The sequence below is a fragment of the Corynebacterium tardum genome, from assembly GCF_046717785.1.
Taxonomy (GTDB): domain Bacteria; phylum Actinomycetota; class Actinomycetes; order Mycobacteriales; family Mycobacteriaceae; genus Corynebacterium.
This window is the reverse complement of the sequence record NZ_CP177104.1, coordinates 317,069-332,298: the sequence shown is the minus strand read 5'-3', so window position 1 is coordinate 332,298 and position 15,230 is coordinate 317,069. Positions and strand designations below refer to the sequence as shown.

At 59.2% G+C, this 15,230-nt stretch carries 13 protein-coding genes; 4 read left to right on the top strand and 9 right to left on the bottom strand.

Going from position 1 to position 15,230, the window contains the following annotated elements; translation table 11 throughout:
• Nucleotides 1-2 precede the first annotated feature (2 nt).
• Nucleotides 3-815 (top strand): DUF2993 domain-containing protein, encoded by an 813-nt coding sequence (locus ACLI1P_RS01560; protein ID WP_296134314.1) that lies wholly within the window; start codon nt 3-5, stop codon nt 813-815.
• On the opposite strand, the gene ACLI1P_RS01555 is transcribed toward ACLI1P_RS01560, so the two are convergent.
• The 6 genes from ACLI1P_RS01555 to ACLI1P_RS01530 all read right to left on the bottom strand — a co-directional run bounded on the left by ACLI1P_RS01555 (nt 812) and on the right by ACLI1P_RS01530 (nt 4,034).
• A complete protein-coding gene (locus ACLI1P_RS01555) occupies nt 812-1,273 on the bottom strand; it encodes a deoxyribose-phosphate aldolase (protein ID WP_296134312.1) in 462 nt (153 codons plus the stop codon). The two genes, ACLI1P_RS01560 and ACLI1P_RS01555, sit on opposite strands and share 4 nt — an antisense overlap.
• Entirely contained in the window at nt 1,273-1,569 is a 297-nt protein-coding gene (locus ACLI1P_RS01550) for a DUF2516 family protein (protein ID WP_411709256.1), read from the bottom strand. Before ACLI1P_RS01550 ends, ACLI1P_RS01555 begins: the two co-directional genes overlap by 1 nt.
• Before the next feature lie 3 nt (nt 1,570-1,572).
• On the bottom strand, nt 1,573-2,052 hold the full coding sequence (locus ACLI1P_RS01545; protein WP_306507925.1) for a CGLAU_01105 family protein: 480 nt from the start codon (nt 2,050-2,052) through the stop codon (nt 1,573-1,575).
• Between the two features lie 15 nt (nt 2,053-2,067).
• The gene (locus tag ACLI1P_RS01540) at nt 2,068-3,420 is read right to left on the bottom strand and encodes a DUF445 domain-containing protein (protein ID WP_411709255.1); all 1,353 of its coding nucleotides are present in this window, start codon (nt 3,418-3,420) and stop codon (nt 2,068-2,070) included.
• Nucleotides 3,421-3,522: 102 nt separating this feature from the next.
• Nucleotides 3,523-3,669: a hypothetical protein gene (locus ACLI1P_RS01535; RefSeq protein WP_306507923.1), complete on the bottom strand. Its 147-nt coding sequence runs from the start codon at nt 3,667-3,669 to the stop codon at nt 3,523-3,525.
• Nucleotides 3,670-3,719: 50 nt separating this feature from the next.
• Entirely contained in the window at nt 3,720-4,034 is a 315-nt protein-coding gene (locus ACLI1P_RS01530; RefSeq protein ID WP_306507922.1) for a hypothetical protein, read from the bottom strand.
• A gap of 284 nt (nt 4,035-4,318) precedes the next feature.
• Between ACLI1P_RS01530 and ACLI1P_RS01525 the strand changes: the two genes are divergently transcribed.
• The 3 genes from ACLI1P_RS01525 (at nt 4,319) to ACLI1P_RS01515 (ending at nt 11,719) form a co-directional block, all read left to right on the top strand.
• Complete coding sequence (locus tag ACLI1P_RS01525) at nt 4,319-5,236, top strand: Abi family protein (protein WP_411709254.1); 918 nt, start codon at nt 4,319-4,321, stop codon at nt 5,234-5,236.
• 341 nt (nt 5,237-5,577) lie between these two features.
• Nucleotides 5,578-8,892 carry a helicase-related protein gene (locus ACLI1P_RS01520; protein WP_411709253.1) on the top strand — a complete coding sequence of 1,105 codons (3,315 nt, stop codon included), beginning with the start codon at nt 5,578-5,580 and terminating at the stop codon, nt 8,890-8,892.
• Entirely contained in the window at nt 8,885-11,719 is a 2,835-nt protein-coding gene (locus ACLI1P_RS01515; RefSeq protein ID WP_296132923.1) for a class I SAM-dependent DNA methyltransferase, read from the top strand. The genes ACLI1P_RS01520 and ACLI1P_RS01515 overlap by 8 nt, the downstream gene beginning before the upstream one ends.
• A gap of 243 nt (nt 11,720-11,962) precedes the next feature.
• Here the strand turns inward: ACLI1P_RS01515 and ACLI1P_RS01510 are convergent, their stop codons facing one another.
• Genes ACLI1P_RS01510 through ACLI1P_RS01500 form a run of 3 tightly spaced genes read right to left on the bottom strand, consistent with a single transcriptional unit; the run spans nt 11,963 to nt 15,224 of the window.
• Nucleotides 11,963-12,334: a hypothetical protein gene (locus tag ACLI1P_RS01510; protein WP_296132924.1), complete on the bottom strand. Its 372-nt coding sequence runs from the start codon at nt 12,332-12,334 to the stop codon at nt 11,963-11,965.
• A 47-nt stretch (nt 12,335-12,381) separates the two neighbouring features.
• The gene (locus ACLI1P_RS01505; RefSeq protein ID WP_411709252.1) at nt 12,382-13,131 is read right to left on the bottom strand and encodes a succinate dehydrogenase/fumarate reductase iron-sulfur subunit; all 750 of its coding nucleotides are present in this window, start codon (nt 13,129-13,131) and stop codon (nt 12,382-12,384) included.
• On the bottom strand, nt 13,131-15,224 hold the full coding sequence (locus ACLI1P_RS01500) for a fumarate reductase/succinate dehydrogenase flavoprotein subunit (protein WP_411709251.1): 2,094 nt from the start codon (nt 15,222-15,224) through the stop codon (nt 13,131-13,133). The genes ACLI1P_RS01505 and ACLI1P_RS01500 overlap by 1 nt, the downstream gene beginning before the upstream one ends.
• Nucleotides 15,225-15,230 lie beyond the last annotated feature (6 nt).

Genomic DNA, 15,230 nt, shown 5'->3' with positions numbered 1-15,230 from the left:
GCATGGCTTCTTCTAAATCTCGTGCCGCGACCGCCTGGAAAATCTTCATTGGCGTGCTCGTGGCGTTCCTGCTCCTCATCCTCATCGCCGAGCTTGGCCTGCGCTGGTTCATCGGCTCCCAGATGAAGAGTCAGTTCACGGACTCCGCGAAGGAACAGGGCATCGAGTCCCCCGAGGACCCGGATGTCAGCTTCGGCGCCAGCCCCATGATCTTCGGCATGCTCAACGGCAAGGTGCCGGAGATGAACATGAAGACTCCCTCCACGCTGCAGATCGACGGCACGCAGATCAGCGGGCAGCCGGCAGCGGACGTGCACGTGGAGGACATGACCCTGTCCCAAGAGCCGGTGGCGGGCACGCTGCGGGCTTCCACCACGGTGCCGGATCAGTTCCTGCTGGCCACCTTCCAGAAGGCGATTGCGGAGCAGTCCGGCAACGATACCTTGGGCAACCTCGTGGTCACCGCCATTACCGCCAACGACGCGGAGGATGACCTCACCGTGCAGTTCGCCGGTGGCCTGGCGGAGCTGGCCCTCAAGCCGGAGGTCCACGACGGGCAGCTGGCCATCAACGCGGAGAAGGCCTCCCTCTTCGGCTTCGACCTCCCGGAGCAGGCCACGTCCGCGATTTCGGACGCCCTGCAGGACGGCATGTCTGAGCAGCTGGCCGGCCAGGCGCTTACCTTCGACTCCATCGACGTGGGCTCCGGCGAGCTCACCGTCACCCTCTCCGGCCACGACGTGCCGATGAGCGAGCTGGACCAGGCCTCCGCCGGCAACAACACCGGAAACGCCGGCACGACCGAGCAGCGCTAAAGGCGCACGACCGGCAACTGGCTGAGCCCCGCGGCAGATTCTGCTGCGGGGTTTTCTGCGTCTCCGTCGTTTAAAACGACGAGACACTGATAGCCCGCCTGCTCCGCGGCGTGGGCCAGGTCCTCCACAGAACTTACGGAACGCACGGGAAGAATCAGCCCCAGCTTAACGGGCAGCGGGCAGGCTTCCCGGAGGGTGACGAGCTCCGAGAGCAACGCGGTGGAATCGGCAAGTAGTGCATCCACTGCCACCCACACCTCGGCCGCGCCCGATTGCACGGCCAGGCGCGCCTCCGCTGCCTTGACTAGGGAGTGGTGGCGGCCGGTGGGATACCCGGCCACGGCTACGGTGTGCTCGGCCTGCGCGGCGGCAAGGACGTGGTGGGGTGAGACCACCACGCGCTGCCCCGGCGCGCGATTCTGGACCTCCTCGAGGGAGGCAGACAGCAAGTTAAGCATCAGTAGAAATAATCGCCTCGGATGATGGACTTTAGTTGCGGGCGCACGTCGAACCAGTAGATGCCGGTGATGATCGCGCCCACCCAGGACACGAACGGCAGCGGCAGGTTCATCAGCACCGCCGAACCACCCAGCAGGGCCACCCATACCCACTTGTTCTGGCGGTCACCGGCGCGGAAGGCGTCCTCCCGGGTGAGCGCCGCCAGGACCGCGCCGATCAGCGCGAAGAGTGAGACCGCGGCGAAGATCCACATCGGGATCTTATTGAGGATGTTGAGGAAAAGGTAGATGGCCATCAGTTAGTTTTCGTCGACGACTTCGCCGTCGATGATGTTGTTGTCCTTAGGCTGCTGCTTCTGTGCGTACGGGTTCAGCGGATCGGCGGAGCCAGTGGCGCCGGGCTGACCGGAGGACTGCTGGCCCTCCGCGCGACGCTCCTTGGCGTTGTTCACCGCGTCCTGCACGCCCTCGCGCGCTTCATCGAAGGCGCTGGTGAGATCCGTGCGGGCCTTCTGGAAGGACTCGGAGTTGCGGGTCTCCCGGGCGGCGGAGGACACCGAATCACCAAAGTTCTTCGCGGTAGTGGTCACGCGATCCAGGAAGGACTCCTCCTTCGCAGTGCCAGTACCCATGCCAGCCTTGTCAGCGGCGCGCGCAATACGGTCAGCCTGCGCATCCTGGGCCTGCTGCTGGCGTTCCTCCTTGAAGCGGCCACCGAAGTCTTTGGCCACATCGAACGCGGAGGAGCCGGCGTTCTTAAAAGAATCAAATACGGACATGGTCATAACTCCTTGTTAGATACCAAAAAGCAGATGGTTAACAGTGTAGATAACCAGGCCAGCCAGCGCACCCACCACGGTGCCGTTGAGACGGATGAACTGCAGGTCGCGGCCCACCATGAGCTCAATGTTCTGGGAGGCTTCCTCCGCGTCCCAGCGCTTGATGGTCTCCGGAATAATCGCGATGATTTCTGGCGCGAACTTCTCCACCGCGTAGCGCGCAGCCTTGTCCACCAGCGCGTTGGCCTGGGCCAGGAACTCGGAGTCCTCCAGCAGGCGGTGCGCCAGCTCCTTCACCTTCACCGTGATCTTCTGCCGCAGGAAGGAGTCCGGGTCGTTGAGCTGCTCAATGAGCGTGGTGGACACCGTGCGCCACATGGCCGCGGGCGCCTGCTGTGCCTGATCGGAGGCCAGCATCTCCTGCTTAATGCCCTCGATGCGCCCGCGCATGTCCTCATCCCACTGCAGGTCAGAGGCCAGCTTGGACAGGTTGCGGCGGATGGCCAGGCGCGCTTCGTGGTTGCCGTCGTGGCGGACGTCGTTGGCGAACTCCACCAGCTCGGTATAGACCTTCTCCCCCACCATCTCGCGGGCAAAGCGCGGCGCCCAGCCGGGCATGCGCTCATCAATGGCGGTGACCACCGTGGATTCCATGCCGAGGATCTTGCCGTGCGCCCACTCGATGAGGTCATCTTCCAGCGGCCGCGCCTTGCCGTCCGCAATGTAGCCCTCCAGCAGCCGGCCCAGCGGCGGGCCCCACTCGGGTTCTGCCAGGCGGTCCATGACCTGGGTCTTGATGAACTGCTCCGCCTCGGCGGCATCCAGGTCCGCGACCACACTGGCGGCGCGCTCACCAATCCACGCGGAGACTTCCTCAGCCTTGCCGGGCTCCACGCCCTGGCGCGCCAGCCACAGCGGTATCTCTGCCTCCCGCACCTTGGCGCTGAGTGCATCCGCGGTAAGGAAGTTCTCTTCCACGAAGTCCTTGAGCGCATCCCCCACGCGGTCCTTGTTGTTGGGGATGAGCGCGGTGTGCGGGATGGGCAGGCCCATGGGCCGGCGGAACAGGGCGGTCACGGCGAACCAATCCGCCAGTCCACCGACCATGCCGGCCTCCGCTGCCGCCCGCACGTAGCCGACCCAGACGGGAGCTCCGCTTGCCGACGCTTGCCACCACGAGCACCCCAGAAAGATCACTGCCGCAACCACCAGGAAGGACAGCGCAATCGCCTTCCAGCGGCGCAGGTCCGCGCGGCGCTCTTCCTGGTTGCCGGCCTGCGGCACCGGGGCAGTGCTTGCCGACGCCGATGCGGCAGGCGAGACCGCAGAGTCAGCCATCTCGAATCCTGCGTCCGCGCGGTGCGTCATGAGTTCTCCTTGGGCGTAGAGGGTGGAGCTTTGTCCATTAACTCTAGTGCGCGTGCCGGACACGCTCGACGTGCCATCGCCACCGGCCCTGCTTTGTGAGATTTACGGCGTCCGGCGCCGCAAGCTTAGCGACGCAATCCCGAGCAGCACTACGCAGGATGCCAAGAGCACGGCAGCGTCAATAGCGATATTGCCCTCCGGGAATGCATGCAGTTCAGCCGCCCCGCCGAAGGATTGCATGGCGTCCACGACGTAGTCATCGGCTTGTCGACGGTATTGCTCGGCACCCTAACATCACGCTACATACTCCAAAGCCGCCCGCACACCGAGTTGTCCCCGCACGAATTCAGGGTGTGCGTTGAGCGGCTGCTCAGGGATGCGCTTACATAGGCCACCCGTGCTTCATGAGAGTACCTCTGGCCCAAGGCACCAACCAGAATGAGGTGAACCTCCTGGAGGTCGGCGTCGAAGAAGCGGATCGGGATGTCCATCTGGTGGGCCCAGTCGATCTCGGCGCGCTGAATCGCTTTCAGCACCCGGTAGCAGGTCGGGTCGGGGTATCCTTCGATCTTCTTCTTCAGTATTCCGATATCAAGAAGCGCAGTGGTGGTCATCTGGTGTCCTCGGGATGCGCCGGGCTCTCATCTGTCAGGCACGGCAGGCACCGAAACCGGACACGGTGTGAGGAAGGCTCTCGGCCATACGCCCCCGAGCACCGACAAATCCGGACGTGTCAGAGGGCACACTGGTGTGTGAACGTACCGATAGCTTCGTGCCCCGTGCTCTTGCTTCGGCGCTACCAACCGGATAGCCTTGTAGTCAACATGACCGGTTCCGCTGCCCGCCTCGGTGGGAGTCCAGGGCCGGTCTTCGTTTTTCGTATCAAACAGGGGTGCGCGTGGAGCAGGTGAAGCAGTTCAAGACCTACGGTGAACAGGTCGAATTGCTTCGTCAGCGTGGGATGCGAGTGAATGATCCCCAGCATGCTGAGACGCTGTTGGCGCGATTGAACTACTACCGCTTGTCCGGATACTGGTACCCGATGCGCCGTTTCTCCCAAGGCGACGGTACTGCCCGAGATGAATTCGTTGAGGGAGCATCGTTTGACCTGGTGGTAGCTCTCTATGGGTTTGACGAACAATTGCGCCACAGCGTGTTCATCGAGCTTGATCGCGTGGAGTTGGCTATTCGAACCAAGCTTGGTCACGAACTGGGTCGCCTTGACCCGCTGATCTATTTGGATCCCCAACGTTTGAGCGCCCGGGCACGGCAGCGAAACAAAGACGGGCGTCGCGTGCATAAGGTGTGGCTGAGAAAGTACCAGTCGGCATTGAAAGCGTCGAAGGAGGACTTCGTCGCCCACCACAAATCAAAATATGGCGGGGCTCTACCCATCTGGGCGGCCGTCGAAATCTTGGATTGGGGAATGCTGTCATACCTGTACGGTATGTCGCCCAATATCGTGCGCAAACGGATTGCCCAACCCTGCGATCTAACTGGTCCTCAGCTTGAATCATGGCTGAAATCCTTGAACATTCTGCGTAATTACGCAGCTCATCATGCAAGGATGTTCAACCGCGTTTACGACATCAAACCGAAACTGAACAATGACGTCAGGCTGGCTCCGGTAGCTGAAGGAATGAATCGCGTGTTCGGGCAGCTCTCCCTTATCCAATACTTGCACCGCCAACTGGACTTGTCTCCAGCCGAACGGCTGCCGAAGCTGTTCCACACCTACCCACACAATCCCATCGTGCCGTTTTCTCGCACAGGAGCACCTGACAACTGGCGCGAGTTGCCACTCTGGCGCGTCTAATCCTTGCGGTAGTAGTCGCATTCGTACCCATCGGCGTCGAGTGGCAGTCCTGCTGCCCAGCCTGAGCGACGAGTGTCATGGCGTGGACGAGGAAGTCACGAGCGACTGCTTGAACGATGTTCTCGACGAGTTTCCCGCCGTAGGTCTCCAGCCACCCATTACGCCGAGTTGTCCCCGCGCGAATTCCGAGTGTGCATTGAGCGGCTCCTCAGGGGTGCACTCGCATAGGCGCCTACTTCCCCGATACCTGCACAACCACATGCTGATCATGTTGCGGGGTGGAGACGATCGATTAGAAAAATTTAGCTTTACAGCCAACTACCTGTCCGTAAACTGGTTTCGTGCCTTCTATCTACGATAACCAGTCTCCTGAAAAGAAACTCAGTTCCGGGCTCCAGAAGTTTTTCCCGTCATATCAACGAATTGATGTTGCGACGGGATATTTTGCTCTTCGCGGTTGGCAGTCCCTCGATTCATTGGTCCGCGAGAGCTTCGAGTCGGGAGATGTAGATCGACCGGTCGCGCGAATTCTCGTCGGCATGGTCTTACCCGCACAGCACGAGGAAATCATTGATCAACTCCGATCAGAGATTTCCCCAAACGAGGACGAAACCCAATCGCTTCGCGAACGCGCACCACAGGTTCGAGAAGCACTCAAGGCGCATTTGCGAGCGCAGCTTGCGACCGGAATCCCCACGGCTAAGGACCGAGAAACCCTCCAGTCCCTCCGCGAACTCGTTGAACTTGGCGCGGTAGAGCTGCGCGTGTACACACGGCGAGCATTGCATGGCAAGACCTATCTGCTTCACCACCAAGATCCGAATATCCCAAGTGCTGGCTTTGTAGGTTCGTCCAACCTCACCGGGGCTGGCTTAAATCAAAACCTCGAGCTCAATCTCTACACAACAGAAGGTACGTCCACAGAAGAGCTCAAGGACTGGTTTGAGGAACTCTGGTCAGACCGTTACACGCTTCGAATTGATGCTGACATCCTAGAAGTGATTGATGACTCTTGGGCCTCCCCACAACTGCGCTCTCCCTTTGATGTGTACCTCAAGGTATGCCACACAATGAGTCGAGACGTGCGTGCTGGTCTTGCCCAGTACAACGTCTCCGAATTGATCGCTGGCAAGTTGCTCGAGCATCAAACCACCGCTGTGAAGACGTTAGCGCGCCGCATCATGCAACGACGCGGCACCATGCTCGGTGACGTGGTCGGTCTGGGTAAGACTCTCACGGCTATCGCAGTAGCGCTGATGCTCCGGGATAACCACGGATTCCAACCGCTAGTCATCTGCCCAAAGAACTTGCAATCAATGTGGGAGGAGCATCTCAAGGCCTACGATTTGCCGGGTCGTGTGGTGCCGTACTCGATGGTTCATACCGTGCTCCCTACACTGCCACGCTTCCGGTTTGTCATTGTCGATGAGAGCCACACGCTGCGCAACGAAGGAACCCGCACTTATAACGCGGTTCAGAAGTACCTCCACGAGAACGAAAGCCACGTGCTGCTCCTTACGGCGACTCCGTACAACCTCAAATATGGAGATGTAGCCAATCAGTTGGCTTTGTTCCTCGACGAGGACGAGGATCTCGGCCTAACCCCTGAGTTTGCCTTGCAGCGGAATCCCAATCTCTACGAAAACCTTGAGGTGGCCCATTCCACCCTCGCTGCGTTCAGGAAGTCTGAAGAGCCCGAGGACTGGCGGCGTCTCATGGGTGAGCATCTCGTTCGCCGCACACGCAGCTTCGTTCTGAACAATTATGCAAAGGACGACAGCGAAGGGCGGAAGTATCTCGAGTTCAAGAACTCGGACGGTTCGGTTGCCAGCCGGTTTACTTTCCCACTGCGTAAAGCAGTGCCTGTCAATCATGCCTTCGATGCGAACGACTCGGCGGCAAAGATGGCAGACGACAGAACCCTTGACGGACTCGCAAGTCTCAAGCTGCCGCGATACAGCCTCACCGACCATCTCATCCCCGATGCGCAATATCTTGCTAGCCCTGAAGATAAGAAGTTCATTGAAGATTTCGAGGCTTCTCGCGGCCAAGTCGTCGGCTTCGTCCGTACGAATTTCTACAAGCGCTTGAGCTCGAGCGGGCACAGCTTCATTTTGTCGCTGTTTCGTCATCTGCGGCGAAACGAACTATTTGACTACGCCTTGAAGAACGAACTTCCGCTCCCAGCCGGCACCATCGACCCGGTTACCTTGTCGGAGGACGATATTGACTTCGATGAGCTGCTCGCGGACGTGTCACCACGAGGGTTAACTTTCCCGACTATCCCCGATGACTATGCGAGGTTGGCTGCCGAATCTCCCCGCGGCATTCGGTGGGTAAGTTCGTCACTATTCAAAGACAGCCTGCAACAGGATCTTGCCGCAGATTCCCGAACGATCCGGGACCTATTGAAGTGGTACGGAGAGTGGAAGGTTCCGGATGACTCAAAGTTGCGAGCACTTGTTGACCTGGCAAATGAGAAGCATCCCAACGAGAAGATTCTCGTATTCACCGAATACAAAGACACAGCGAATTACATTGCTAAAGGCTTGAGAGAACTCGGAGTGGAGAAGGTCGGAGTTGCTACCGGTGAGTCTGAGGACGCGACGAACCTCGCTCGTCGATTCTCCCCAAAGACGAATCGCTTAAGTGACGACCAGGCGCCTGTCGCTCCTGCAGATGAAATCCGAGTTCTCATCGCAACTGATGTTCTTTCTGAAGGCCAAAACCTGCAGCAAGCACACATCATTGTTAACTTCGACCTGCCGTGGGCGATCATCAAGCTGATTCAACGAGCCGGGCGCGTTGACCGAATTGGACAAGAATCTGACACGGTGCTCCTGTACACGATGGTGCACGGCGAGCTGGAAGAACAGCTGAACCTACGCCGCCGCATTCAAGAAAGGTTGGCGGCTAACGCCGCTACGTTTGGCTCCGATGAGAAGTTCTTCGGAACGGCGACCGAGACCCAAGCAATCTCCGACCTCTATGACGGACGGATCGAAGACATCTCCACTGCCGAAGATGTTGATGCCAGTTCCTACGCTTATGAGATCTGGGAGGCAGCGACCAAGGACGATCCGAAGTTGCGTCGTCGCATCGAGCGTATGCCGGACTTGGTAGATACAACGCGTCCGGCACAACCGGGAGACCGAGAGGGAATCCTGTGTTGCGCTACCACCGATTCCGGCATTGATTCTTTCGCTTGGCAGAACGCACAAGGGGAAAGCAGTCTCCTCACGGGACAGGAAGCCCTAGCAATTCTGAAATGTACGCCGGAGACTGCAGCTCTACCGCTCCGTGAAGGACATGATGAAGCGGTTAGGGAGCTTATTACCGGTGTCATTGCTAAGAACTTGGACACCTCTGGACGGCTTCGTGGCGAGCGCCGAATCCTGTGGAACAGGCTCGGCCAGACTCTCGAGGCCCATAGTGATCCCAGCTATGCTGAGGCACTCGATGCGCTGTACAAATCCCCGCTGACCACTGTCGCAATTAATAGCCTTCGCACCGCCCGTCGACGCCAAGGCACAACCAACCTTGACTTGCTTGAGCTCATCGCAAATCTCAACGAGCAAGGTATCCTCACTACCACTACTAACAAGTCGGCCGATGCAATTCGCATCGTAGCCAGCATGGGAGTCTCCAATGTCTAACTATCTCTCGTACGTCGATTCTGGTAGCTTCGCCGAGCTCTTTGAGGAGCTTGGTTGGGGATACGTCCCCCGCAGCATAGCCCCCATCTCTGTCGAGGTTGAGGAGGGCCGCTCCTTCACCGCAAAGCCAATTGCAGATCAGGCTGGACTGCGCGTCTGGGTCGTCGAATCGGATGAGCTTCCAACTCTTCCGGAGCAACGCACTATCGATGCCGAAGTCCAGAAGGCTTCTCAACTCCGTCTCTTGATCTTCACCGACGGCATTCACCAGTCTTGGCGTTGGCCGCGTCGCGGTGCTACCGCGGCAACAAATACAAAGCTCCTTCACCACCGCTACACGGTCGGCGATGAGGACCTCGGAGAAGACTTGGCGCGTCGCCTCGACATGATTGAGCTTCCCATTGGTGAAGCCATTGGCATTCTTGAGATTCAAGAGCGAATGGCCAAGGCCTTTAATGACGAAGCCGTCAAGCGTTCCAAGCAGGCTTCTAGCCACATGAAGATTATGAACCAACAGCTTCTGGACGCGGGGTGCGATACCAGCACTGCGTCTTCGTTGTTGGTCCGCCTCCTGTTCCTGTTCTTCGGCGATGACACCAACATGTGGCCAGATAACACGTTCCAAAAGTGGATTCTGCGTAATACCACTGCCGAGAATCTTTCAGAAAAGCTTACCGAGCTCTTTGAAGTCGTCTGCGATCCTGAGCTCGACGGTGCGATAAAGAAAAAGGGTAAGTACGCGGGAACTGAGTATGCCAATTTCAGGCGTATCGACGGAATGTATAAAGAGCGTATCGAGCTTCCTCCTCTTACCGAGGAATTCCGTCAACAAGTACTGAAGGCTGCAGAATTTGATTGGGGCCGGGTCAACCCCGACATTTTCGGTGCGATGTTCCAGCAGCTAATTGATCTCGACGAACTTCGCTTGAAGGGCGAGCACTACACCAGCGAGGAAAACATCCTCCGAGTTATCGAGCCGTTGTTCCTCGACGAACTGCGTGAACGCTTCGAAAATGCCTACAACGACCGCGACGCGCTTCTTGCGTTACAGGACGAGATCGCCGACCTACAGTTCCTTGACCCAGCGTGCGGCTGCGGAAACTTCCTTATCCAGGCGTACAAGCACCTGCGTGGCCTTGAATATGAGATCATCACCCGCGCCGAAGAGCTCGAACTTGCTGAACTCAACGCAGCATTTGACCTCCACGCCAATGGCGAAAGGGTCGACGGAATCCGAGCGATACGTGCACGCCTGAAAGAACTTGGAAACCGTAACTCCCTACAGTTTGCCGACGATTCCTTACGCAAGTCCAAGATGAGTATGCGCCAATTCCATGGCATCGAAATCAATGAGTGGCCTGCAAAGGTCGCATCAACAGCGATGCTTCTGGTGGATCATCTTTGCAATCAGTCCTTTGGACAGTCTGCGGTACGACTTCCCATCGAAGAGACCCCAGAAATTAAGACTGCCAATGCTCTCCGCATTGATTGGGCCGACGTGATCGACCCAGATGACTGCGACTACATTATTGGTAATCCTCCTTTTGTGGGGTCGTCACGCCTCGATGAAGACCAGAAGGAAGACAGGACAAAAGTCTTCGGTAAGAACGGCGGAAAGCTCGACTTCGTGGCTTGCTGGCACCGCACCGCAGCAGAATTTTTGGATGGTCACGGCGGCGACATCGCATTCGTCTCTACCAATTCCATCTGCCAAGGCCAGCAAGTAACTCCACTCTGGCAACCCATTTTCGAAATGGGCTACCACATCAACTTCGCCCACCGCTCATTTGTGTGGAACAGCGAATCTGAGCATATCGCACATGTCGTTTGCATCATCACCGGTTTTTCTCAGGCCGAATGGAAAAACAAGCGAGCCTGGGAGTATACCTCTCGGGGAGTTGTTGAAAGCATCCCTACAAGCCTTAACGGGTATCTTGCCGATGCTCCTTCTGTCTTTCTAGGAGCGCCGCGAAAGCCCATTTGCAATGTGCCACCAATGTCAAAGGGGTTCCAGCCGACTGACAATGGGTTCCTCCTCTTGAGCCCAGAAGAAAGAGCTCACCTTTTGGAAAAAGAGCCGGAAGCTGAACCATGGATTCGCAAATTCTCGATGGGGGAAGAATTCGTGAAGGGAATTGATCGATATTGTCTCTGGCTCCCTTCCATCACAAGTGAGGAACTAGCCTCTTTACCCGCTGTAAGCGAGAGGGTCAAGCAGTGCAAAGCATGGAGGCTTGAACAAACCCCGACAGGTGACGCTTACAAACTCGCAGATAAGCCTCACCTTTTAAGGCCTACCAGCAAATTTAAGGATCGAGACTATATCGGGGTTCCTGTTGCTACAACTGCGCGGAGAAAGTATGTCCCCTTCGGAATCATTTCCAACGGTCTGATTCCGGGCAATCAGTTTTATTTTATCCCAACGACATCTCTGTTCATTTTCGGAACTCTGATGTCACAAACTCACAATGCTTGGATGAGGACTGTTGCCGGTCGCCTCAAGTCGGACTACCGCTATGCCAATACAATTGTCTATAACAATTTTGTGTTCCCCGAACCAACTCAATCTCAGCGAGAAAGCATCGAACATGCCGCACAAGAAGTGTTGAATGCTCGCAGCCTCTACCCGGAAAGCACGCTTGCGGATCTGTATGATCCCGACAACGAAGCCAAGCACCCGGAACTCACTGCAGCACACAAAGCTCTGGATAAGGCCGTCGAACGCGCTTACGGGTGGGAACTCGATGACCTTACGTGGGACGAGAAGGAGACATTCATCGTCTCCTCGCTCTTCGAGCTGTACAGCGAGAAGACTAAGAGTGCGTAGCGGCATCGTGCTTCCTACGTGAGCGACAGTTCCCACCATTAGGCGCTATCCTCCCCACCGGTACTGTTACTACACACGGTGGGACCGGGGGACGTCGCCAAGCACAGGCGTCCCCTCCCCCACCGCACCCCACTCAAAACACCAACAAACCCCGCCTCCTCACATGGTCTCCCATGTGTGTTTGGAGGTGGGGGTTGGTTGGTTCAGTACAGAAACTTTAGGCGTTCAACGTCCTAGTGTTGCCTAGTTGAGGCGGCCGGTTTCCTTGCGGTACTGGCGGTAGTAGCGGCGGCCAAAGTGGATGCCGCCGACGGCCAGGACGGCCACGACGCCGAGCAGGACAGCACCGATGATGATCGGCAGCTGGTAGTCGGCGCCAGCGGTGCCCATCGGGAACTGCCAGGTGCCCAGGCCCCAGATCAGGGTGCCGGCGGCTGGCAGGAGCGACAGAACCAGGCCCATGCCCACCCAGGTGGAGGTGCGCAGCAGGGAGGAGTGCGGTGCACCGAAGGACACCGGGTCGTAGCCCTCGATGTAGGAATCCTGAATCTTACCGGTGAACTCCGGGTAGGTCTCGCTGTGGTGATCAGCAACTGCCGGGTTGAGGTCGCTCATGCCTGAAACTTTCTCTCGTTCCTGTTAATCCTGTGAATGACTATAGCTTAGTCGTCCTTGCCGCGGAAAGCAGCACGTGCACGTTCGCGGGTAACCGCAGACACAGCGGTCAGCGGCACGCCTGCCGGGCACACGTCGGCGCACTCGCCATAGAGCGAGCAGTGGCCGAAGTTCTGCTCCAGATCGTCCACCATGTTGCGGGCGCGGCGGCCACGCTCTTCCTTGCCCAGCGGCATGAGGGAGAGGTGAACCAGCTTGGCGCCGGTGAACAGGTGGGCCGCACTGTTCGGGCAGGCAGCCACGCAGGCACCGCAGCCGATGCAGGCGGCGTGATCCAGGGCGTACTCGGAGGTCTCGTGGTTGACGTGCAGGGTGTCAGCGTCCGGCGCGGTGCCGGCGTCCATGGAGACATAGCCACCCTGCTCCATGACGTGGTCCAGCTTGGCGCGGTCCACAATCATGTCCTTGATCACCGGGTAGGCGGCGGAGCGGAAGGGCTCCAGCTTGATCTTGTCGCCGTCCTTGAACTGGAACAGGCGCTGCTGGCAGGCCGGGGTGTTCTGGCCTGGGCCGTGCGGGCGGCCGTTGACTAGGAGGCCACAGGTGCCGCAGATGCCCTCACGGCAGTCGGAGGCAAAGGCGAAAGGCTCGTTGCCGGCCTCCACCATGCCCTCGTTGACGTGGTCCAGTAGCTCCAGGATGGACATCTGCTCGGCGGCGTCCGCGACCTCCACGGTCTCGAACTTGCCTTCTTGCGTCGGTCCGGCTTGACGCCAGATCTCAAGTGTCAGTTTCATTACTTGTAGTTCCTTGTCATCAGCGGGATCGAATCAAAGTACAGCGGCTCAGCGTGGCGAATAAACTCGCCCTCGGCGTTGCCCGGCTCCCACGCGGAGACGAAGCACCAGTTCTCGTCGTCACGCTCGGCCTCGCCGTCCTCGGTGAGGTGGTCGTCGCGGAAGTGGGCGCCACAGGACTCGTCGCGGTCCAGGGCGTCGATGCACATGAGCTCGCCCAGGTCGATGTAGTCGGCCACGCGGAGGCCGTACTCCAGCACCTGGTTCATATCGTTAGCGTCGCCCGTAATGCGGACGTTGGCCCAGAAGTCCTTGCGCAGGGCACGGATCTTATCGATGGCCACCTTGAGGTCCTCCACGTTGCGGGACACGCCACAGCCCCAGTAGAGGATCTCGCCCAGCTGGCGGTGGTAGTGCGCTGGGCCGTGCGGGTCCTGCCCCTGGACGGACATGAGGCGGTCGATGCGCTGCTGCGCGCGTGCCACGGACTCCTGCGCCGCGGCGGAATCCTCCGGCAGCTTCTCCTCACCCAGGTGGCCCGCCAGGTAGTTCGGGATGGTGAACGGGAGGGTGAACCAGCCGTCGACCGACGCGGATAGCAGGGAGTTAGCACCCAGGCGGTTCGCGCCGTGGTAGGTCCAGGAGCACTCGCCGGCGGCGAAGAGGCCGTCGATGGCGGTCATCTCGTTGAAGTCCGTCCACAGGCCACCCATGGTGAAGTGGCAAGTCGGGGCGATGCGCATCGGGGTCTCGTACGCAGACTCACCAATAGCCTCTTCGTACATCTCGATGAGGTTGGAGTAGCGCTCGCGGATCTTGTCCTTGCCCAGACGCTGGATAGCGTCGCGGAAGTCCAGGTACACGGAGTTGTGCAGCGGGCCCACGCCCAGGCCGGCGTTGATCTGCTGAGAGATGGCGCGGGATGCCACGTCACGCGGGACCAGGTTACCGAAGGCCGGGTAGCGGCGCTCCAGGAAGTAGTCGCGCTCCTCCTCCGGAATGTCGTTGGCGTGGCGGTCGTCGCCCTCCTTCTTCGGGGACCAGATGCGGCCATCGTTACGCAGGGACTCCGACATCAGGATGGTCTTGGACTGCCACTCGGAGTTGACCGGCAGGCCCGTCGGGTGGAACTGAATGAACGCCGGGGAGGCCAGGTATGCACCGTGCTCGTAGGCGCGCATCATGGCGCCTGCGTTGGAGTTCTTGGCCAGCGTGGACATGTGGTACACGTTGCCGTAACCACCGGTACCCAGGATGACCGCGTGGCCGGTGAAGGCCTTGAGCTCACCCGTGATGAGGTTGCGGGTCACGATGCCGCCGGCGCGCTTCTTGCCACCGTCGTCGTAGGTGATGATGTCCTGCAGATCGTGGTGAGCGAAGAGCTCCACGTTGCCCAGACCAATCTGGCGGTAGAGCGCCGAGGTGGTGGACAGCTGCAGCTGCTGACCCGTTTGGCCACGGGTGTAGTAGGTGCGAGAGACCTGCACGCCACCGAAGGAGCGGGTGGCCAGGGTGCCGCCGTACTCGCGGGCGAACGGGGCGCCGATGGCGTTCATGTGGTCGATGACGCGGATGGACTCGTATGCCAGGCGCCAGCAGTCGGACTCGCGGCAGCGGTAGTCGCCGCCCTTCACGGTGTCCTTGGTGTGGCGGTAGGCGGAGTCATTATCCACCTTCTTGTGGCGCGAGGAGTTCACACCACCCTGCGCCGCAATGGAGTGCGCGCGGCGCGGGGAATCGTGGTAGGTGAAAACCTTGACCTTGTAGCCCAGCTCACCCAGCGCCGCGGCGGCGGAGCCGGCGGACAGGCCGGTGCCGACCACCAGGATTTCGAACTTGCGGCGGTTGAGCGGGGAGACCAGCTCCATGTGGTCCTTCTGGTAGGACCACATGTCCTTCATCGGGACGCCGTGCGGCTCGTGGGACTCCAGGATGCGGCCCGGCTTGACGCCCGGGACGATGGACTGCGGGTGCTGGAAGTTGGGGTGCTCGCGCTTGAGGTCAGACTGTGCAGTGTTCCGAGCGTTCTGTGCGCTCTCTGCCTGCGCGGTGTTTCCTGCGTTACCTGCAGAGTAAGGGTTCGCGTTAGTCATGGGTTC

Bases quoted from the DNA above. Each gene is read 5' to 3' on its own strand.
- ACLI1P_RS01505 (WP_411709252.1), bottom strand. From the start codon at position 13,131: ATGAAACTGACACTTGAGATCTGGCGTCAAGCCGGACCGACGCAAGAA.
- ACLI1P_RS01540 (WP_411709255.1), bottom strand. From the start codon at position 3,420: ATGACGCACCGCGCGGACGCAGGATTCGAGATGGCTGACTCTGCGGTC.
- ACLI1P_RS01530 (WP_306507922.1), bottom strand. From the start codon at position 4,034: ATGACCACCACTGCGCTTCTTGATATCGGAATACTGAAGAAGAAGATC.
- ACLI1P_RS01500 (WP_411709251.1), bottom strand. From the start codon at position 15,224: ATGACTAACGCGAACCCTTACTCTGCAGGTAACGCAGGAAACACCGCG.
- ACLI1P_RS01555 (WP_296134312.1), bottom strand. From the start codon at position 1,273: ATGCTTAACTTGCTGTCTGCCTCCCTCGAGGAGGTCCAGAATCGCGCG.
- ACLI1P_RS01560 (WP_296134314.1), top strand. From the start codon at position 3: ATGGCTTCTTCTAAATCTCGTGCCGCGACCGCCTGGAAAATCTTCATT.
- ACLI1P_RS01510 (WP_296132924.1), bottom strand. From the start codon at position 12,334: ATGAGCGACCTCAACCCGGCAGTTGCTGATCACCACAGCGAGACCTAC.
- ACLI1P_RS01515 (WP_296132923.1), top strand. From the start codon at position 8,885: ATGTCTAACTATCTCTCGTACGTCGATTCTGGTAGCTTCGCCGAGCTC.
- ACLI1P_RS01545 (WP_306507925.1), bottom strand. From the start codon at position 2,052: ATGTCCGTATTTGATTCTTTTAAGAACGCCGGCTCCTCCGCGTTCGAT.
- ACLI1P_RS01550 (WP_411709256.1), bottom strand. From the start codon at position 1,569: ATGGCCATCTACCTTTTCCTCAACATCCTCAATAAGATCCCGATGTGG.